Annotated in this window: 18 protein-coding genes, 1 tRNA gene, 2 rRNA genes and 1 riboswitch; of the genes, 5 read left to right on the top strand and 16 right to left on the bottom strand. The window is 44.8% G+C overall.

Going from position 1 to position 19,144, the window contains the following annotated elements; genetic code table 11:
• Positions 1 to 28: 28 nt before the first annotated feature.
• Entirely contained in the window at positions 29 to 1,702 is a 1,674-nt protein-coding gene (locus tag KJS52_RS23190) for a glutamine--tRNA ligase/YqeY domain fusion protein (protein ID WP_213519684.1), read from the bottom strand.
• A gap of 247 nt (positions 1,703 to 1,949) precedes the next feature.
• Positions 1,950 to 2,104, top strand: a riboswitch (cyclic di-AMP (ydaO/yuaA leader).
• Between the two features lie 7 nt (positions 2,105 to 2,111).
• Between KJS52_RS23190 and KJS52_RS23185 the strand changes: the two genes are divergently transcribed.
• Complete coding sequence (locus KJS52_RS23185; protein ID WP_246563891.1) at positions 2,112 to 2,594, top strand: C40 family peptidase; 483 nt, start codon at positions 2,112 to 2,114, stop codon at positions 2,592 to 2,594.
• 175 nt (positions 2,595 to 2,769) lie between these two features.
• On the opposite strand, the gene KJS52_RS23180 is transcribed toward KJS52_RS23185, so the two are convergent.
• Together KJS52_RS23180 and KJS52_RS23175 are read right to left on the bottom strand one after the other, a co-directional pair.
• Complete coding sequence (locus tag KJS52_RS23180; RefSeq protein WP_213519683.1) at positions 2,770 to 3,963, bottom strand: MFS transporter; 1,194 nt, start codon at positions 3,961 to 3,963, stop codon at positions 2,770 to 2,772.
• A gap of 62 nt (positions 3,964 to 4,025) precedes the next feature.
• Positions 4,026 to 4,316, bottom strand: a complete 291-nt coding sequence (locus KJS52_RS23175; protein WP_213519682.1) for a hypothetical protein — start codon at positions 4,314 to 4,316, stop codon at positions 4,026 to 4,028.
• A 201-nt stretch (positions 4,317 to 4,517) separates the two neighbouring features.
• Here KJS52_RS23175 and motA point away from each other — a divergent pair, with 201 nt between their 5' ends.
• The gene (gene motA / locus KJS52_RS23170; RefSeq protein WP_213519681.1) at positions 4,518 to 5,324 is read left to right on the top strand and encodes a flagellar motor stator protein MotA; all 807 of its coding nucleotides are present in this window, start codon (positions 4,518 to 4,520) and stop codon (positions 5,322 to 5,324) included.
• A complete protein-coding gene (locus tag KJS52_RS23165) occupies positions 5,302 to 6,144 on the top strand; it encodes a flagellar motor protein MotB (protein WP_213519680.1) in 843 nt (280 codons plus the stop codon). The genes motA and KJS52_RS23165 overlap by 23 nt, the downstream gene beginning before the upstream one ends.
• A gap of 46 nt (positions 6,145 to 6,190) precedes the next feature.
• On the opposite strand, the gene KJS52_RS23160 is transcribed toward KJS52_RS23165, so the two are convergent.
• Genes KJS52_RS23160 through KJS52_RS23150 form a run of 3 tightly spaced genes read right to left on the bottom strand, consistent with a single transcriptional unit; the run spans position 6,191 to position 9,369 of the window.
• Complete coding sequence (locus KJS52_RS23160; protein WP_213519679.1) at positions 6,191 to 6,892, bottom strand: pseudouridine synthase; 702 nt, start codon at positions 6,890 to 6,892, stop codon at positions 6,191 to 6,193.
• A 40-nt stretch (positions 6,893 to 6,932) separates the two neighbouring features.
• A complete protein-coding gene (locus KJS52_RS23155; protein WP_213519678.1) occupies positions 6,933 to 7,604 on the bottom strand; it encodes an NAD(P)H-binding protein in 672 nt (223 codons plus the stop codon).
• Positions 7,605 to 7,632: 28 nt separating this feature from the next.
• Entirely contained in the window at positions 7,633 to 9,369 is a 1,737-nt protein-coding gene (locus tag KJS52_RS23150; RefSeq protein ID WP_213519677.1) for a sensor histidine kinase, read from the bottom strand.
• A 255-nt stretch (positions 9,370 to 9,624) separates the two neighbouring features.
• Here KJS52_RS23150 and tadA point away from each other — a divergent pair, with 255 nt between their 5' ends.
• Positions 9,625 to 10,107: a tRNA adenosine(34) deaminase TadA gene (tadA, locus tag KJS52_RS23145; protein ID WP_213519676.1), complete on the top strand. Its 483-nt coding sequence runs from the start codon at positions 9,625 to 9,627 to the stop codon at positions 10,105 to 10,107.
• Here tadA and KJS52_RS23140 read toward each other — a convergent pair.
• Positions 10,099 to 10,305 (bottom strand): aspartyl-phosphate phosphatase Spo0E family protein, encoded by a 207-nt coding sequence (locus tag KJS52_RS23140; RefSeq protein WP_213519675.1) that lies wholly within the window; start codon positions 10,303 to 10,305, stop codon positions 10,099 to 10,101. The genes tadA and KJS52_RS23140 overlap by 9 nt on opposite strands.
• 410 nt (positions 10,306 to 10,715) lie before the next feature.
• Between KJS52_RS23140 and KJS52_RS23135 the strand changes: the two genes are divergently transcribed.
• On the top strand, positions 10,716 to 11,069 hold the full coding sequence (locus tag KJS52_RS23135) for a DUF4870 domain-containing protein (protein WP_213519674.1): 354 nt from the start codon (positions 10,716 to 10,718) through the stop codon (positions 11,067 to 11,069).
• Between the two features lie 94 nt (positions 11,070 to 11,163).
• On the opposite strand, the gene KJS52_RS23130 is transcribed toward KJS52_RS23135, so the two are convergent.
• The 9 genes from KJS52_RS23130 to KJS52_RS23090 all read right to left on the bottom strand — a co-directional run.
• Positions 11,164 to 11,252, bottom strand: a tRNA-Ser gene (locus tag KJS52_RS23130).
• Positions 11,253 to 11,336: 84 nt separating this feature from the next.
• Complete coding sequence (serS, locus tag KJS52_RS23125; RefSeq protein ID WP_213519673.1) at positions 11,337 to 12,617, bottom strand: serine--tRNA ligase; 1,281 nt, start codon at positions 12,615 to 12,617, stop codon at positions 11,337 to 11,339.
• 52 nt (positions 12,618 to 12,669) lie between these two features.
• Positions 12,670 to 13,245, bottom strand: a complete 576-nt coding sequence (gene pdxT, locus KJS52_RS23120) for a pyridoxal 5'-phosphate synthase glutaminase subunit PdxT (RefSeq protein WP_213519672.1) — start codon at positions 13,243 to 13,245, stop codon at positions 12,670 to 12,672.
• A gap of 107 nt (positions 13,246 to 13,352) precedes the next feature.
• Positions 13,353 to 14,234 carry a pyridoxal 5'-phosphate synthase lyase subunit PdxS gene (gene pdxS, locus KJS52_RS23115; RefSeq protein WP_213519671.1) on the bottom strand — a complete coding sequence of 294 codons (882 nt, stop codon included), beginning with the start codon at positions 14,232 to 14,234 and terminating at the stop codon, positions 13,353 to 13,355.
• A 120-nt stretch (positions 14,235 to 14,354) separates the two neighbouring features.
• A complete protein-coding gene (locus KJS52_RS23110) occupies positions 14,355 to 15,638 on the bottom strand; it encodes a D-alanyl-D-alanine carboxypeptidase family protein (RefSeq protein ID WP_213519670.1) in 1,284 nt (427 codons plus the stop codon).
• A gap of 183 nt (positions 15,639 to 15,821) precedes the next feature.
• Positions 15,822 to 17,279, bottom strand: a complete 1,458-nt coding sequence (gene guaB / locus KJS52_RS23105) for an IMP dehydrogenase (protein WP_213519669.1) — start codon at positions 17,277 to 17,279, stop codon at positions 15,822 to 15,824.
• A gap of 142 nt (positions 17,280 to 17,421) precedes the next feature.
• Positions 17,422 to 18,621, bottom strand: coding sequence for a GNAT family N-acetyltransferase (locus KJS52_RS23100; RefSeq protein ID WP_213519668.1), 1,200 nt, complete (start codon positions 18,619 to 18,621; stop codon positions 17,422 to 17,424).
• Positions 18,622 to 18,760: 139 nt separating this feature from the next.
• Positions 18,761 to 18,877: ribosomal RNA gene (gene rrf, locus KJS52_RS23095) — 5S ribosomal RNA — on the bottom strand.
• Between the two features lie 143 nt (positions 18,878 to 19,020).
• A 23S ribosomal RNA gene (locus KJS52_RS23090) occupies positions 19,021 to 19,144 on the bottom strand; the annotation flags it as partial.

Here is a 19,144-nt window from a genome sequence, read left to right as displayed (position 1 = left end):
TTCCTAAGCCCATCCAAAGCATCCTGTATTAAGCTTTTTTAGGGTCAAATGAGCTTTTCAAAGACACGATGCGATTAAATACAAGCTGTCCGTCCTCGCTTCTTGCGTTATCTACATTGAAATAGCCGTGACGGAAAAATTGGAACTTGGCGCCCGCTTCAACATCCTTCATATTCGGCTCAATAAAGCCACTCACGACACGCATCGAATTTGGATTGATCCGCTCCAGGAAAGGCTTGTCTTTAAGCTCAGGCGACTCCTCGATCAATGGCTCAATCAATCTCAGCTTGGCAGGTACGGCCATAGACGCTTCTACCCAATGAATCGTGCCCTTTACTTTACGGCCAGTGAAGCCGCTACCCGACTTCGTCTCTGGATCATAGGTGCAGCGCAGCTCTACAACTTCTCCCTGCTCATTTTTAATAACCTCGTTACAGACGATAAAGTAGGCATGCTTCAGACGCACCTCGTTGCCCGGGAATAAGCGGAAATATTTGCTTGGCGGGTTTTCCATAAAGTCTTCGCGCTCGATATAAATTTCGCGTGAAAACGGAATTTGGCGAACGCCCATTTCTGGATTTTCCGCATTGATTTCTGCATCCAGCCATTCGATTTGTCCTTCAGGATAGTTCGTAATGACGACCTTGATCGGATCAAGCACCGCCATCGTACGAGGTGCCTTAAGCTTCAAATCCTCACGAATGAAATGCTCCAAATTGCGTTCATCTACAATGCTGTTCGCTTTCGCGACGCCAATTTCGCGGCAGAAGTTGCGGATTGCCTCTGGCGTGTAGCCTTTGCGGCGCATTCCGCTAATGGTCGGCATGCGCGGGTCGTCCCAGCCCTCCACAATGCCTTCGTCTACAAGCATTTTCAAATAACGCTTGCTCATAATTGTATTCGTAATATTTAAACGGGCAAACTCGTATTGATGCGGCGTCGCTTCCATCTCGCATTCCGCAATGACCCAATCATATAAAGGACGATGATCCTCAAACTCCAGCGTACAGATGGAATGTGTAATGCTTTCGATCGCATCGCTGATTGGATGAGCAAAATCATACATCGGATAAATGCACCAAGCGTCGCCAGTACGATGATGATGAGCATGAGCAATGCGGTACAGCACCGGATCGCGCATTGTAATATTAGAGGAGGCCATATCTATTTTTGCACGCAGCACGCGCTCTCCGTCCTTAAATTCACCAGCACGCATGCGCGCAAACAGATCAAGATTTTCTTCCACAGAACGTTCACGATACGGGCTGTTTTGCCCTGGCTCGGTCAAAGTGCCGCGTGTTTCTCTCATTTGCTCGGCCGTAAGATCGCATACATAGGCTTTGCCCTTTTTAATGAGCAGCACAGCACGATTGTACATTTCCTCAAAATAGTCGGAGGCATAGAACAAATTATCCCATTCAAAGCCAAGCCATTTTACATCCTCCATAATGGACTCGACATATTCGGTATCTTCCTTAACGGGATTCGTGTCATCAAAGCGCAAATTCGTTTTCCCTTTAAATTCATCTGCCAGCTCAAAGTTAAGACAGATCGATTTGGCGTGTCCGATATGCAAATAACCGTTTGGCTCAGGAGGGAAACGAGTAATGACCTCTTTCACACGACCTTCCTTCAAATCGTCGACGACGATATTTTTAATAAAATTTGACGCAGCCGATTTCGTCTCATTAGTGTTTTCCATCTTGATCAACCTTTCACACAACGAATATTATCCTCCTATCATACACAAATTTTCATGAAATTACACCCATTTCACCCGCTAAATCTCGTGATTCTTCTTACATTTCTACTACCCTTTTTCACTCATTTTCGAGCGCTTTAGTCAGGCTTTGCTAAAAATCAATTATGAGAGGAAAATGAAAACGATTAAAATCTTCTCACATTTTACACAGAATTCGATTTTCGGTTTAATATATAGCTTGTAACAAGTAAGCCTAACGCCTAATTCTTATAAGCTTTATAAGATGCGGGGGATCCACTCTGGGTGAATTGAACTCTGAATGATGCAAAACATTCAGTAGCTTCATAGGGAACCTTCAACCGAACCCTTCAGCTAACCTCGTCGGCATATTTGGAAGGAGACTTAGATTGTGAAAAAAATTGGCATGATGTTTTTAGCGCTTGCATTATTTCTTACTTTTGCGGCAGGAAGCGCGTCCGCAAGCTCATCGACAATGCTAACCAATATTGATGATGTGAAAGGTACGAAATATAAGTACGGCGGTAATACAACAAGCGGATTTGATTGCTCTGGATTTGTAAGATACATATTTGACAAAATGAATGTCGAACTTCCACGCCGCTCTGCTGATCAAGCTGCAGAAGGCACTAAAGTAGACAAAGAGGATTTGAAGCTTGGGGATCTTGTATTTTTTGATACAAGCGGCAAAAATAATGGCAGCATCTCACATGTTGGCATTTATGTAGGCGATGGAAAATTCGCACATGCTTCTACTTCTAAAGGTGTAACGATTGATTCATTGGATTCTTCTTATTATAAGCCACGTTATGTAACAGCAAGACGCGTATTGTCTGATGATCAATATGCAAAATATGTTGAAGCTAGCAAATAATTTTGAAACCATCAAGAGGCAAGCAGCTTGCGCTATGAGCGCTAGGCAGCTTGCCTCTTTTTAATGCTCTGGTCGCCCTTGATGAGCTGAACAAGCTATGCTGCCTTTAACATAACGATATGCGCCAGCTGCTGTACATATGCATAGCCTGTTCGATTTTTTAAAATAATTTATACTAATGTCCACGCTCCTGCAAATTGCGATTTCCTCCAACAAAAATCATTGCGATCATAAAGCCTAGCATAACCGCTACAAGTGCAGCGACATAATTGACGGTTACGCCAACAGCATAATGATCCATCAGCCATCCTGTCAGCTTTGGCAGCAGCGCACCGCCAATGCCTCCACAAGCGACAAGCAGACTCGTTGTTCGATCAGTCAAGCCTTGAATGCACGCATTAACATAAACAAGGCCGATGCCAAATACGCCTGAGAAGCCTAAGCCGCTTAAAGCTATCATCACATACAATGCCCATGCCTCCTGCAGCAGTACCATGCCGACAAAGGCAAGCACCGCAATAAGCATCGACACGAGCAAATATTTGATATAACCGAATCGATCCGCAAGCATGCCGCATACAAAGCGGCCAATAACCATAAACACCCAAAACAAGCTAAGCATGCTGGCCGCGCTTGATTCAGACAAGCCGCTGCGCTCAATCATAATTGACGGCAAGTAGTGAGACACGCTCATTTCCACACCTACATACAGAAAGAAGAAGATCATCGAAAGCGTTAAAAACGGAATGGCGCGCCGCTCGTATTTCGCAAGCTTGGGAGCCTGCACGTTCTCCTGCTTCGACGGCTGAGAAATAATATTGTCAATCTGCTTTCCGAAGGAAAGGCTAAGCCAAAGCAGCAGCGTTACACCGCTTATGGCGGTTAATATCGGGAAAGACCACTCCCAAATATGATAGCGGATAAGAACAGCTGCAATTAACGGAATAAACAAGGCGCCAAGCCCAAAAAATGTTTCAATGCGGCTCATTGCCGCTGCTTTCTTGTCTTTATACAAATCAATAATAAGAGCACCAACTACAGATTCAATCATACCAAAGCCAAATCCGGCAAATGGAGCGACTACAAGCATCAGCTCCCAAGGCGGCAGCAGGCTGTATACCGCCTCCGCTACCGTTAATGAACCAAAAGCGAGCACAACCGTTAATCGTTTGCCCAGCTTTGTCGATAGCAGCGGACCGAGCAGCACGCCGACCAAAAAGCCAAAAAACTGATTCATAATCCACTGGCCGCCCTGAGCATATGAAATCTCATAGTGCGTAACAATTTGCTCCAGAATCGATCCGCCGATAATATGCGCGATACCGATGACCAGATACGACAGGCATGCCAGCCACAATATTTTTTTCACGTCTCTACACCCTTCTTATGTCATAATTCCACGTTAAGTATTGTTCAAAAAGCTCGGCTTGGTTAAATGAGATGTACTACCCGATACTCCTCATTCGTCTTCACTTCAATCCGATGCAGCAGAGGAACATAGGTTACAAAGCCGCTGCCAACTGCAATTTCATGATGCTCGCCCAAGCCATAAAATACATCATCGGCGAGCGCTTCCAAAACATCGCGCTGCTCCGCTTTATCGAGCTCGTTCCAATCCGCAGCCTCCATTTCGAAAAATAGATAGCTGTCGTCGATTACTGCAATAGCTTCTGTCAGCTCCTGCAAGATCTCACTATATTCACGCGCATGACGCACACCCATTTCAAAATCCTCCTGAAGTTAAAATCAATACTACCTATTATGACACATTCAGACATAAATGTCGTTATTGTATTATGCCCAGCTTTAACTTTTCATAACGATTCTATTAACGTTGCAAATTTACTATAATGTCGTGACATAGATTTGACGATAATAGAATAAAGTAGTTCTATGTCGAAAATGGGTTAATTGAGGTGTAAGATGAAGAATACGACAATTATTGGGGTTATTTTAGGAATCGTAGCTGTAGTTCTCGGGATGGTATTTAAACACGCTAGCTTAACCGCATTTCTTAATCCAGCAGCCTTTATGATCATTATTGTTGGTACAATAGCTGCGGTCACGGTAGCCTTTCCGCTTTCCGAGCTCAAAAAGGTAGGAACGCTATTCAAAATTTTATTTACGGACCGCCCGCTTCCAAAACGGGAAGATTTGATCAAGCAGTTTGTCGAATGGGCTGGTATTACACGTCGTGAAGGTCTTCTTGCACTGGAAGCACGTGTCGATGATATCGAGGATCCTTTCTTGAAGAATGGCATGCGGATGATCATTGATGGCAACGATCAAGACCTTGTTCGTGATGTCCTTCTTGAGGATATTTCGGCAACGGAAGAACGCCACAAAGCTGGCGCCTTAATTTTTACACAAGCAGGCACGTATGCGCCAACACTTGGTGTACTTGGTGCCGTTATCGGTCTAATCGCAGCTTTGGCAGATATGAGCGATATGGACTCTTTGGCTAAAGCAATTTCAGCTGCCTTTATGGCAACGCTGCTTGGTATTTTTACCGGATATGTATTATGGCATCCAATGGCCAACAAGCTAAAACGTCTTTCGAAAGCAGAAATTCAAATCCGTTTGATGATGCTGGAAGGATTGCTGTCTATTCAATCAGGCGTATCCACCATTGCCATCGAACAAAAACTTTCAGTATTCTTAACGCCAACTGAGCGTAAAGCAATGAAAGCGAAGGAGGAAGGAGACGATGAGCAAAAAGCGCAGGCATGAGGAACATGAAGAGCATGTTGACGAATCCTGGCTAGTTCCCTATGCCGATATCCTGACACTGCTGCTTGCCTTATTCATCGTGCTGTATTCTATGAACTCCGTGGATCAGAAGAAGTTCGAGGAGTTGTCCCAAGCCTTCAGTATCGCATTCAGCAGCGGTCAAAGCGTGCTTGATATGCCTTCCATTGTTGAGCGTGGTCCGGATATAAGAACGGAGCTCGGCGGCAAAGAGGATGCCACCGAGCAGGGCATGACAGAGAAGGAGCCGTTATCGGAAGCTGAAATGGAGCAGGTCATTGAGCAAAGTAAAACTGAACTGAATGAGCTGAAGCAGCAGATTGATCAGTATATTGCGGATAACGGATTGACAACTAGCCTGGAAACCTCGCTCAATATGTCGCAGCTGCTCATTACGATTCGTGATAATGCTTTGTTCAATTCGGCTGAGGCTACCGTAAACCGCGAGGGACAGGAGCTGGCAGTAAGCATTGCTGAAATGCTGGAGAACTATCCTGACTTTAATATTGAAATTGCAGGACATACGGACAATAGCCCGATTAGCACTGCTCAATTTCGTTCCAACTGGGATTTGAGCGTCATGCGGGCAGTCCGATTTATGGATATTATGCTGGAAAATGATGCGCTTGATCCAAAGCGGTTCAGCGCGATTGGCTATGGCGAGCACCATCCGGTCGCATCCAACGATACTGCTGAGGGCAAAGCGAAAAATCGGCGCGTTGAGGTTTCAATCGTCCACAACTACGTCGATATGGTGAAGCAGCAAAGCTTGTCTGTCAATGAACAACAAGCAAGCAATTAAGCAAAAGGCGTACGAGCCGCTACAATGGCTCGTACGCCTTTTTGATTTAAGAGGAGTGATAACCGATCTCTCGAAACAAGATGCGCTTCTCGTCCTCTGTGAGGTCTCTCCACTTCCCTTTGGCAAGCTCCCCCAAATGAATATTCATAATCCGCACTCGCTTCAAGCGCAGAACTTTGTAGCCCAAAGCCTCGCACATTCTGCGAATTTGCCGATTGCGCCCTTCTGTTAAAATAATGTTGAAGGTGCTTGTGCCAATTCGTTTAACCTTGCAGGGCAATGTCATGCTTCCCAAAATATAGACGCCCTGCGACATCTCCTGCAAAAAACCAGCCGTTACCGGCTTGTCCACTGTAACGATATATTCCTTTTCATGCTTGCCCTCAGAACGTAAAATCGGATTGACGACATCCCCATCGTTGGTCATCAAAATTAATCCCTCAGAATCCTTATCCAAACGGCCAATTGGAAAAATACGCTCCCGATGACCGACAAAATCAACGATATTGCCTTTAATATGCCGCTCTGTCGTGCTTGTAATGCCCACAGGCTTATGCAAGGCGATATAGACATGCTTCTTTTGCACACCTAACGGACGTCCGTCGATGCGCACATCGTCGCCCAGCTCAGCCTGACTGCCCAGCTCCGCTTTTGTGCCATTGATCGTTACACGCCCGTCTGCAACCAGCTTGTCTGCTTCCCTGCGCGAGCAAATGCCCGTTTCACTAATAAATTTGTTAATTCTCAAAGATGCCACCCCGTAGACTCGCTAATTATAAAACGATCGATCATTTGTATATCCTCTGCTTGGCCCAGGATGCAATCTCACTGCTGCTCACAATACGAAGCGGCTCCTTGCAAAGCAAAGCCAGCTTCATCATAGCTAGTGCAATATCCTTGGCTTCATTAGGCTTATATTTTTTCATTTTACCTTTAAATGCAAAGGATAGCCAACTGCTGAGCCGGGCAGCCAAGGACTCGCCGAACCGAAACTCATGGCGATTGCCAATAATAAGCGAAGGACGCACAATAATCAGCTGCGGCAGCTGCAGCTCCTGCAGCACCCGCTCCGTCATTCCCTTCACCTTGCTGTAAAAAAAGAGCGAGCTTTCGCTTGAGCCCATTGCTGTAACGACCAGCAGCTTGTTAGCATGATGCTTTTTGACGAGCTTGCCCAGCTCCACAACATAGTGATAGTCAACAAGCTTGAATTTCTCCTTGGACTTGGCCTGCTTCATCGTTGTGCCAAGCGTACAGAACACATCAGCACCCTCGAACCATTCCGCTGGGCAGACGTTCAGCTCATCAAATGAAATAAGCTGCTGCTCCAAGCGCGGATGAACAATACTAAGCCTTCTTCGGGCAATGACGATCACTTTGCTGTACTTCTTCTGGTTCAGCAGCAATCGAACCAATTCTTTCCCAACCAATCCTGTCGCGCCAACAACAACTGCCTTCAAAGCTTAATCACACCCTCCATCTGACCGCCTATAGATTGCTGGCCTCTGCATATTGGCGTTCTTCCTGCAATGGAAGCAGCACCCTTACCGTCGTTCCAACATTCACCTGGCTGCTAAGCTCCATTAGTCCCTGATGAGACTGAATAATTTTTTGGCTGACCATAATGCCCAGTCCAGTCCCATTTTCCTTTACCGTAAAAAATGGATCGCCAATTCGCTTCAGCGTTTCCTCATCCATCCCTATCCCTTCATCAGTAATTTGCACACTTACATGAGTAGCAAGACGCGAAATGACGATATGAATTTGACCGCCTTGCGGCATCGCTTCAATCGCATTTTTCAGCAGATTTATAAATACTTGCTTTAACTGGTTCTCCTCACAAGGTATGCGGCAATCATCCTCCGTATAATTGTCCTTAATCGTGACATTGTGCATTAACGCCTCGCTGCTCATAAATACGCTAACTTCACTAATAATATCGCGAATATCCCGGTATTTGAACTTAACGGCTTGCGGCTTCGCCAAAATAAGAAATTCACCCACAATTAAATTAATACGCTCCAGCTCCGAAAGCATAACGCGTACATGGTCAAGATTAAGCTTTTTACTTTGCTCCTGTAGCTGTAAAAAGCCCCGCAACGTGGTTAAAGGATTGCGTATCTCATGGGCTACGCCGGCAGCAAGCTGTCCAACCGTATTGAGCTTTTCCGAGCGGCGCATGAGCTCCTCCATCCGGTGCCTGTGCCGCATATCTCTGCAAATATTGGCGAATCCCGTAATTTCATTGCTGACATCGCGAATTGGACTAATCGTAATGCTTACCGGAATCAACTCGCCGTCTTTCGTCTGACGATACGTTTCAACTGGTTTGATCGTCTGACCGCTTTGCACAAGCTGGAGAAATTCCTCCTCCTCCTGCAGCAAATGATCAGGCACAATCGGATTGCGAACACCAATTAACTGGGCAGTGGAAAAGCCGAACAGCTCCTCAAACGCATGGTTGGCCTGCATAATACAGCCATCAATATCCATTATATATATCGCATCTGGAGAATGATTAATAAATGACTCCATATACATACGCATACGTCTGTTTTCATCAAAGGCATGGCGCAGCTTATTCATGTAAATGCTCAAATTTTGACTCATGGCATTGATTTTAAATGCCAGCGTGCCGAGCTCATCCTTGCTCGTAATCGGAATCGGCCCCTGGAAGCGAACCGAGGATACTTCATTAACCTTCCATATAATATCCTTTAGTGGTCCAAGCATTCTGCCGACAGCCCAGTAGCTAACGACACTTGAAAAGAACAAAATATAGAGCAGTGTCGCAAAAAACAAATTATTATCGTTATCGTAGGTCGCGATGAACATCCGCTTGTCGTACAGCATTACAATTCGTTCCTGACTGGCTGCATTAAAGCGATAGTCACTAATATAATAGCTTTTTTGACGCCCTGCAACATCATGGATTTGAAAAAGCGAATGATCGTCATAATCCACTTTCCCGAGCAGCTCCTCGAACTTTGCCGATTGACCTGCAGATAGCTGTATCTGCTGCGTATCGTGATTAATAATCGCTACGTCTATCAAATACGGCTTGCTGGCCCGCAACAGTTGAAACAGCTCCGATAGCTGCTGATCAGCATTCGGAGCTTCAAACTCAATCTGATGAAACAACTGGTCAGATATCGCGTAAGAGGACTGAGACAGCAGTTCATAATTGGTCTCCTGCTGTGTATATTCCCATAAAAAATGAAACACTACAATTACAAGCAGCAGTAATCCTGTTATAGTTATACTTATCTTATACTTTAAAGACACGGACTCACACCCTTAACCATTTGACTTATCAACAATTTAATAACATACTCCACAATTGCTTGTTAATAAAGTGGATGATATGTGGAGCAAACTGTGGATAAACAAAAGTTATTCACAAAGTTATTCACAGTATGTTAACAAAAGAATGTTTGTTCGATGTATAAATATCATTTTCTGTAGATAAAGGAGAATCCAATGCTTTCGAATCAAGATGAATTTTGGATGAGAGAAGCCATAGCTGAGGCGAAAAAAGCCGAGAGATTAGGAGAAGTTCCAATCGGAGCTGTCGTCGTTAAGGAAGGTGTAATTATCGGTCGGGGTCATAATCTCAGGGAAACGCAGCATAATCCTATCTCTCATGCAGAAATAATCGCCATTCAGCAGGCTAGCCAAGTGTTAGATGCTTGGCGATTGCTAGACTGTACACTGTATGTAACATTAGAGCCATGCCCAATGTGTGCTGGTGCAATTGTGCAATCCCGTATTAAACGTGTAGTGTTTGGAACACATGACCCCAAGGCTGGTTGTGCCGGAACGCTAATGAATTTGTTACAGGAGCCCCGCTTCAATCATGAAACAGAACTCACAGGTAATGTACTGCAGGAAGAGTGTGCTGATTTGCTGACTCAGTTTTTTAGAGCACTTCGTTTACAGCGTAAAAGCCAGCAATTAAATTGAGCTTTTAGATCGATTATGATGAACATCTTGGCAATGCTCGCCATACTGTTTCATCGTTTGCAAAGCAACAATTAGTTGATCCGCTTCTTCACTGATAGCAAGGACGGCAGGGTGTGTGAAGCTTCCTTTTTCCTCTACCAGCGCGTAGAGCTTGTCCCGAAGCGACTGCAGTTGAAGTTCAATCAGTTTTTTTTCCATAGCTCGCTTCGTCCCACCCTCCTTATATATTGTTGTTGCTTAGGTCCATTATAGCGAGATTATAACGTAAAGTTTGTTAGATGTTGTCGATACATAATTACGAATAAAAGTCATTTTACGACAATTATAGTTTTTATCTCTCAAATTATACAGTTTATTCACTTATTTTTACAATACTTAATAAGTCCTATCCTTCCTCATATTGCTTAAAAACAGATTAAAAGTTCACTTTTTCTTTTGGGACGATTAAGCCATGAATAGGCGCTTCGTTTCCGACTAACACTACTATTACATATTTTCTCTCGCATTTCCAATAAATTGTAGATTTCTCGCTAAATTGTAGTATATTTAGAGGAGACAGTCCATATCGTAACATTAGATTGTTATCTTATACGTGGAGGGATTTTGAAATGAATACTCAAGATGAGAGACTGTGGAGCATGCTCGCGCACTTAACCGCGCTCATTGGTTTATTTTTTGCTTCGCTAGGCTTTCTCGGCGGCTTTATAGGTCCACTTATTATTTGGCTGCTTAAAAAGGATCAGTCCCGCGTTATTGCCGAAAATGCCAAGGAAGCATTAAACTTCAACATAACATTCACGATTTATTCGATCATTGCATCTATATTGGTCTTTGTTTTAATTGGTCTGCTGCTGGTCCCGCTCGTAAATGTCGTCTGGATCATTCTAGCCATTATAGCCTCTGTAAAAAGCTATCAAGGGCAATTTTTCCGCTATCCGTTAATTTTCCGCTTTATTAAATAGTGCTTCATAAAGGGCAACCTGTTCAGCACTGCGGTCAAAGTTAATATACCAAAAACGCTCAAGCGTAATAGCTTGAGCGTGTAATTATTAGTAGTGGCGGAGAGAGAGGGATTCGAACCCCCGTGGGCTTGCACCCTAACGGTTTTCAAGACCGCCCCGTTATGACCGCTTCGGTATCTCTCCACAAGATATTTAATTTGCTGACAAGAAAGAGTATAACATAATTGAAAAGGGGTATGCAAGCCCCTTTTCAATATTTTTTAAAAATTATTTTGCAGAAATAACTTCAATGCCGCCCATATATGGACGAAGCACTTTAGGAACGATAATCGAGCCGTCTGCCTGCTGATAATTTTCCAGAATTGCTGCTACAGTACGGCCTAGCGCTAATCCGGAACCGTTTAATGTATGCACAAATTCAGGCTTGCTCTTAGGCTCTGGACGATATTTCAATCCAGCACGTCTCGCCTGGAAGTCCTCAAAGTTGGTGCAGGAGGAAATTTCACGATACGTATTGGCGCTTGGCAGCCATACCTCGATATCATAGGTTTTGGCAGAAGCAAAGCCCATATCCCCCGTACAAAGCGTTATTACCCGGTATGGCAGCTCCAGCAGCTGCAGCACCTTCTCTGCGTCGGCTGTAAGGCTTTCTAGCTCGGCATACGAATCCTCCGGTTTTACAAGCTTTACAAGCTCAACTTTATTGAATTGGTGCTGGCGAATCAAGCCTCTTGTATCGCGTCCAGCAGCGCCTGCTTCAGAACGGAAACACGCACTAAACGCCACAAATTTTGCAGGCAAAGCAGATGCATCCAAAATTTCATCACGCAATATATTCGTTACCGGTACTTCCGCTGTTGGAATTAAGTAATAATCGGTCTCTGCAATTTTGAACAGATCCTCTTCGAATTTTGGCAGCTGGCCTGTCCCGATCAAGCTGTCGCGATTTACGATATATGGTGGCAAAATCTCCTCATAGCCATGCTGATCGCTATGGAGATCCATCATAAAGCTCATAAGCGCACGTTCCAGACGCGCACCTAGTCCGCGATAAAAAACAAAGCGAGAGCCTGTTACTTTGGCAGCCCGTTCAAAATCAAGAATTCGCAGCTCAGCAGCAAGATCATAGTGCGCCTTCGGTTCAAAATCAAATGCCGTCGGTTCGCCTACACGACGCAATTCGACATTTTCATCCTCTGATCCGCCTACTGGCACGGATTCATGCGGAATGTTCGGAATTGCCTGGAGCAGCTCATTAACTTGAACATCAAGCACTCTAAGCTCTTCATCAAGCTCCTTGATGCGATCCCCGACCTCACGCATCTCGGTAATTAAAGCATCGGCATCGCCGCCTGCCTTTTTAATAGCAGCAACTTCCTGCGACACCGTATTGCGGCGGTTTTTAAGCTGCTCTGTATTTTGAATCAGCTCACGGCGCTTTTGATCCAGCTCGGGAAATGGCGCAACTAAATCCAATGAAGCTTGACGATTGCGCAGCGCTTCCTCTACCTTGGCAAAATCGGTGCGCAGCAATTTCACATCTAACATGAGAGTCCCCTTTCTACTATAGAACGGTAGTCAGCTACCGCCCTCTATCCATTCATGCACGTGCTTGTTTGATCATATCTACAAAATAAGCGTGCAGACGAACATCATCAGTCAGCTCGGGATGGAACGAGCATGCCAGCAATGTACCTTGACGTGCCGTTACAATTTCACCATTGTATTCTGACAGCACCTCAACCTCGCTGCCTACTGACTTAATTAACGGTGCACGAATAAATACTGCCGTAATCGGCTCATCAATCCCTTTTACCGGCAATTTTGTTTCGAAGCTTTCACGTTGACGGCCAAACGCGTTGCGAGCAACAGTCATATCCATCAGCTGCAAATGCGCATCCTCTTGTCCTTCAATGCGATCCGCAAGCACAATCAAGCCTGCACATGTACCAAATAACGGCTTGCCTGATTGATGAAAGGAGGTAACAGCCTCCATAAAGCCGTATTTGCGCATCAGCTTGCCGATCGTTGTGCTTTCTCCGCCAGGTATGATTAAACCGTCCAGCTCATCCAGTTGCTCCACCCGCTTTACAGCAACCGCCTCTACTCCTACAGCCTCAAGGCTGCGCATATGCTCTGCTACAGCTCCTTGAAGCGCCAATACTCCGACCTTCATATCCAATACCTCCCCTTTTTCGCAAAGGCCGACCTACCCAGAATACTGGACAGCTCGGCTCTTAGGGTTATCTATTTATTTTTATCACTTTAGTTGACCAACAAACATTAAATACCGCGATCCTGCATGCGTTCTGCAGCGTTCAGCTTCGCAATATCAATACCCTTCATCGGTGTGCCAAGATTTTTCGATACTTCCGCGATAAGCTTGTAATCTTGATAATGTGTAGTTGCTTCCACAATTGCACGGGCAAATTTCTCAGGATTGTCTGATTTAAAAATACCTGAACCTACAAATACACCGTCCGCTCCTAATTCCATCATCAACGCAGCATCGGCAGGAGTTGCAACGCCGCCAGCTGCAAAGTTAACGACTGGAAGCTTGCCTGTTTCATGAACACCAAGCAGCAAATCGTACGGAACGCCTAGAACTTTAGCTTCATTGTAAAGCTCGTCCTTCGACAAATTTTGCACCTTGCGGATTTGACCGTTAATGAGACGAAGATGGCGAACAGCCTCTACGATATTTCCTGTTCCTGGCTCACCCTTCGTACGCAGCATTGCCGCACCTTCTTGAATACGGCGCAGCGCTTCACCAAGGTCTTTGGCACCACATACGAATGGCACTGTAAATTCATTTTTGCTAATGTGGAAAATTTCATCGGCTGGCGTCAGCACTTCGCTTTCATCGATGTAGTCTACGCCCATAGCCTCTAGCACTTTAGCCTCTACAATATGTCCGATGCGGGCTTTTGCCATAACTGGAATAGAAACAGCCTTCATCACTTCTTCTACAATTGTAGGATCAGCCATACGAGCTACACCGCCAGCAGCGCGAATATCAGACGGTACACGCTCCAACGCCATTACTGCTGTAGCACCTGCAGCTTCAGCAATTTTAGCTTGCTCGGCGTTCATAACGTCCATAATAACGCCGCCTTTTTGCATTTCAGCCATACCACTTTTTACACGAAAAGTACCTGTTTCCATTAGTTCGTCTCCTCCTAAATTACGCATCTAACGAGATGATCTCCGTTATTACTCTAAGCATTGATTTTACAGGAATGAAGGCACTTCGACAAGCCCCTATTTCCATGTAATTCACTCGGATTAAAAGATATTTAGAATGCTATCGAAGAGTCCGGCGAAAAAGTCGCCAATTCCTCTAAAAAACAGCTTGAACCAGGATGCTTTTGCTGCATCTGCGGTCGTAATCAGATCAACCTGATATTGCAGCTCCTTGCCTTTATGGTCGATAAATTTATACGTTAGCGTCCCTGCCTTCGTCCCTGCAGGAATTGGCGCTACAAGCTCGTCCTCGCTTATAATATCAGCACTGACCAACTCAAGCTCTGCTTGCTTTCCTTTGCTTGTCAATACTGTAACATCCTTATTGGTAACGACAGGAATGCTTTTATCGACGCCTTTCTTTATTTTAACCGTTTCATAGCCTGCTACTTCACTTTTTGGAGAAATTAATGTCTGTTTTTCAAAAGTAGCAAAAGCATAGTTGTACAGCGTTGCGGTTTCCTGGAAACGAGCATCCTTAGAGCGCGTATCCATAACTACGCTAATATAGCGCAGCCCATCGCGCTGAACCGTTCCTGCAAAGTTATAGCCGGCTGCTCTAATAAAGCCAGTTTTCAAGCCGTCTACGCCTTCATAGGCCAAATGCTTCAGCCCAGACTTGTTAACGTTCGTTCCGAGCATATAGTTGAAGTTAATCATTGGCGCATCGTCGCGCTCGCGAAACTTATATTCTTGCAGGCCCGAGTATTTGAGGAAATCCGGATATTCCTGCAAAATGTTGCGAGCCAAGGTCGCTACATCGCGTGCAGACATCATGGTCGTATCCTCAAGACCTGTTACACTTGTAAATACAGCGGACGTAAGCCCCATTTGCTCAGCTGTCTCATTCATGCGATCAACAAATGCCTGAATGCTGCCTTCAACCGCGATTGCCAATGCCTTCGTAGCATCGTTCGCTGAGCCTACAGCCATCGCAATGTACAGATCCTCTACAGTATGCTGATCTCCAGCTGCCAAATAAATTTGTGACTCTGACGGGTCAGTATCTGCTGCTTCAGGTGTTACCGTAATGACTTCATCCCAGGTTAAACGCCCATTGCCAATTTCCTGCATTACGATATATTCCGTCATCAGCTTTGTCATGCTTGCAATAGGCAACGACTCATCAGGATTTACTTCATACAGCACTTGTCCGGTTTCAAATTCAATTAGTATCGCTGATTTTACTTGCAGCCCAAGCTCATTTTCAGTACTTGGTCGGTTATCATAGCCGACTGCTCCAGCTCGCCCAGCACTTGTTGCAAACGAGGTGACAAGCAAAACCACACATAACATAATGATCGATAATAATCGAACTTTCCCCATTGTTTTCAACACCTTTATTCCCCATTTCCCGTTGGATTGTCCAACTGTTATTGTAACATATTCAATTGGCTAGTTAAACTTTTTGCTATAGTCTCATATTCCCATTTAATGCAGCAGCACAAAGTAAAAAAAGCCAAAGATTGGCTATCGTCAGCAGATAAGCAATCTTTGGCTTTACATCGATTATAGAGAGTAATTAGGCGCTTCTTTCGTAATTTGTACGTCGTGTGGATGGCTTTCACGAAGGCCTGCACCTGTAATTCTAATAAACTGCGTATCGTTTCTCAGCTCTTCTAAAGTAGCAGTTCCGCAATACCCCATACCAGAACGCAAGCCGCCGATTAATTGATGCACCGTATCAGCAAGCGGCCCTTTGTAAGCAACGCGACCTTCAATGCCTTCTGGAACAAGCTTGCTTTCATTTTCTTGGAAATAACGATCCTTGCTGCCAGCCTTCATAGCTGCAAGAGAGCCCATACCGCGATATACTTTGTAGCTGCGGCCTTGGAAAATTTCCGTTTCACCAGGGCTTTCAGCTGTTCCGGCAAACAAGCTTCCGATCATAATTGCACTTGCGCCGGCAGCGATTGATTTGGTAATATCGCCAGAATATTTTATTCCGCCATCTGCAATAATTGGAACGTCATATTGGCGTGCAACCGATGCACAATCATAGATCGCGGTAATTTGTGGAACACCGATCCCTGCAATGACGCGAGTTGTACAGATCGAGCCTGGACCAATACCTACCTTAACGACTGAAGCGCCTGCTTCAATCAGGTCGCGGGTTGCTTCACCAGTTGCTACGTTACCAGCAATAATCGTCAAATCAGGATAGTTGTTTCTCAGCTCTCTAACTGCGTTCAAAATGTTAGCGGAATGACCATGTGCGGAATCGACTACGATCACGTCTACTCCTGCGGCTACTAGTGCCGCTGCACGCTCTTGAGTATCCTTGGAAATACCGATAGCAGCTCCGCATAGCAAACGGCCTTGACTATCTTTTGCCGCATTCGGGAATTGAATCGCTTTTTCAATATCTTTAATGGTAATAAGACCCTTTAAGGTGTTTTCTTCATCAACAATTGGCAGCTTTTCAATTTTGTGCTGCTGCAATAAAATTTCTGCTTCCTGCAGCGTTGTACCTACAGGTGCAGTAACGAGATGATCATGTGTCATAACTTCTTTAATTTTAATGGAGTAATCATGAACAAAGCGGAGGTCGCGGTTAGTCAATATACCGACTAGCTTTTGGTTTTCATCGACAATAGGCACGCCAGAAATCCGATATTTGCCCATTAGCTCTTCCGCATCGTATACATGATGCTCAGGTGTTAATGAGAATGGATTCGTGATAACGCCACTTTCCGAACGCTTAACTCGATCAACCTCTTCAGATTGCTGTGCGATCGTCATATTTTTATGAATGATACCAACTCCGCCTTCACGAGCGATCGCGATCGCCAAAGCAGACTCCGTAACAGTATCCATTCCAGCACTAATCAATGGAATATTCAGCTTTACAGTATCGCTCAAACGAATCGATACATCAACATCTCTTGGCAGCACTTCAGATTTGCGCGGAACAAGCAATACGTCGTCAAACGTCAGCCCTTCTTTAGCGAATTTATTTTCCCACACGAGTATGTTCCTCCCTTATTTTTATATGTCTCTCACGTATATTATTGCAATATTATCACTTGAGTTAGGGGCTGTCAATGCGCTACAAAGCATCTAAAATGCAGATTTTAAGCTATTAATAAAAGACGAAATGTTCAATATATTAGAAAAAATCTGTTAAATACGTCGTTTGTGCATTAATTCGGTTTTGCAAGCGTTTCATTGTAAGCTGATCGCCTTCAGCTTTGCCAAATCGCACTAATGTATCCCAGGTTTGGTAATTTAATAGCCAAGCTGTTAAAGCACCGACAGAAATAGTAATATTTGCTTGTGCAAATTGATCCTCTTGTTTTATTGTTGCACTTCCGTCTGATGCTATGCACAGCTCAAAAATTCCGTTGTTCCAAGCCGCATGTTCATCAACTACCTTAATGCGGTATTGCTCTGTTTCATGTGCGGGAGCTGGAGTAAATGAATACTGAGCAATAAATGCAGCAACATCAACGATTCTGGCCATAAAGTAAGGCGTAATGTCATGCTTAATTCTTGGATTATCAAGGCCAAAGATGAATTGATCATTCACAGGCGCTTTCCACTTTACCTGTTCTACCATTGAATCATGCTGCGCGATAAAACGAAGCAAGCCTTGCTCTGCTTCATAGCTCAGTGCAACAAACTCATGAATATTCATTTGACGATTAACAGCTTCATAAATTAGATAGCCCTGCAGCTGTCCTTGCTCATCCTCATAAACACTATAGACCGCATTCTGTTTAGCGACGCGATCCTTCCACCAGTTTTCAGAACGTTGAAGCATTCCGTTGTATTGCTTGGCATACTGATCATAGATATGCTGCAGCGGCTGCCAATCAGCAATTCGATAGACGGTTCCCGCCTGCTCGTTTCGCTGCTGACCTCTTAATATTGCCGACAGCTGCTCCGAGCCAATCTCATAGCTTTTATATTCAATAAAGCTTTCCCAGCCGAATTTACGGTAAAAAGCAAAGGAAAACGGATGGAGCATAGAAATAGCTTGCTGCTTCTCTTTCATACGAACAAGCAGCTCTGACAACAACTTCGCAACATAACCATGCCGACGGTGCTCAGGCCACGTACTAACTCCAGCAATACCGCCCATGCTAAACGGCTTTCCAGCTATATACACATACAAGTCAAGCAAGGTTGCCTGTGCGCATAGCTCGTTGCCCTTCATAACACCCAATACCATCTGTCCGTCGCGCAAAAAAGTTTTTCTTCTTTCTTCAAGCTGCTCCGGTGTAAGCGAATATTGAAAAGCAAATGATGATAGTTCCATGCTTTGTTCGAAATGTTCAGACGCCAAAGGTTTAATAACCGTATTCATTGTATAACCTCCTTCAATATTTAGCAGATTATACAGCAACTGACGAACAAGTTGCAAATAAAATCATTCCATCTTGCTGATCACCCACGCTTTAAGCACAAAAAAAGAGCCTACTGCAAAAGCAGCAGACTCTTCTTGCGCTTGGCGATGTCCTACTCTCCCAGGACCCTGCGGTCCAAGTACCATCGGCGCTGAAAGGCTTAACGGTCGTGTTCGAGATGGGTACGCGTGGTTCCCTTTCGCCATTACCACCAAACGTTGCGGGCTTGCACCCTCAAAACTGGATAGGAAAGCTTGATTCATCGTGCGATCGATGTTTGTTTACCCAGTGGTTACTGGGGTCCCCGCAAAGTACTCGGAATCTCCGTCGAAGCCATTGCTTCACTTTGTGGGGTACTTTAGGATAAGCCCTCGACCGATTAGTACTGGTCAGCTCCATGCATTGCTGCACTTCCACCCCCAGCCTATCAACCTCGTCGTCTTCAAGGGGTCTTACTAGTTGGGAAATCTCATCTTGAGGGGG

It is taken from the genome of Paenibacillus montaniterrae, assembly GCF_018403185.1.
GTDB classification, from domain to species: domain Bacteria; phylum Bacillota; class Bacilli; order Paenibacillales; family Paenibacillaceae; genus Pristimantibacillus; species Pristimantibacillus montaniterrae.
Note: the sequence above shows the minus strand (reverse complement) of the source record. Positions and strands in the feature narration are given on the sequence as shown.

Coding starts and splice junctions, on each gene's coding strand:
- pdxT (WP_213519672.1), bottom strand. CDS start 13,245: ATGAAGGTCGGAGTATTGGCGCTTCAAGGAGCTGTAGCAGAGCATATG.
- pdxS (WP_213519671.1), bottom strand. CDS start 14,234: ATGGAAACAGGTACTTTTCGTGTAAAAAGTGGTATGGCTGAAATGCAA.
- KJS52_RS23165 (WP_213519680.1), top strand. CDS start 5,302: ATGAGCAAAAAGCGCAGGCATGAGGAACATGAAGAGCATGTTGACGAA.
- motA (WP_213519681.1), top strand. CDS start 4,518: ATGAAGAATACGACAATTATTGGGGTTATTTTAGGAATCGTAGCTGTA.
- KJS52_RS23190 (WP_213519684.1), bottom strand. CDS start 1,702: ATGGAAAACACTAATGAGACGAAATCGGCTGCGTCAAATTTTATTAAA.
- KJS52_RS23110 (WP_213519670.1), bottom strand. CDS start 15,638: ATGGGGAAAGTTCGATTATTATCGATCATTATGTTATGTGTGGTTTTG.
- KJS52_RS23140 (WP_213519675.1), bottom strand. CDS start 10,305: ATGGAAAAAAAACTGATTGAACTTCAACTGCAGTCGCTTCGGGACAAG.
- serS (WP_213519673.1), bottom strand. CDS start 12,617: ATGTTAGATGTGAAATTGCTGCGCACCGATTTTGCCAAGGTAGAGGAA.
- tadA (WP_213519676.1), top strand. CDS start 9,625: ATGCTTTCGAATCAAGATGAATTTTGGATGAGAGAAGCCATAGCTGAG.
- KJS52_RS23100 (WP_213519668.1), bottom strand. CDS start 18,621: ATGAATACGGTTATTAAACCTTTGGCGTCTGAACATTTCGAACAAAGC.
- KJS52_RS23135 (WP_213519674.1), top strand. CDS start 10,716: ATGAATACTCAAGATGAGAGACTGTGGAGCATGCTCGCGCACTTAACC.
- KJS52_RS23175 (WP_213519682.1), bottom strand. CDS start 4,316: ATGGGTGTGCGTCATGCGCGTGAATATAGTGAGATCTTGCAGGAGCTG.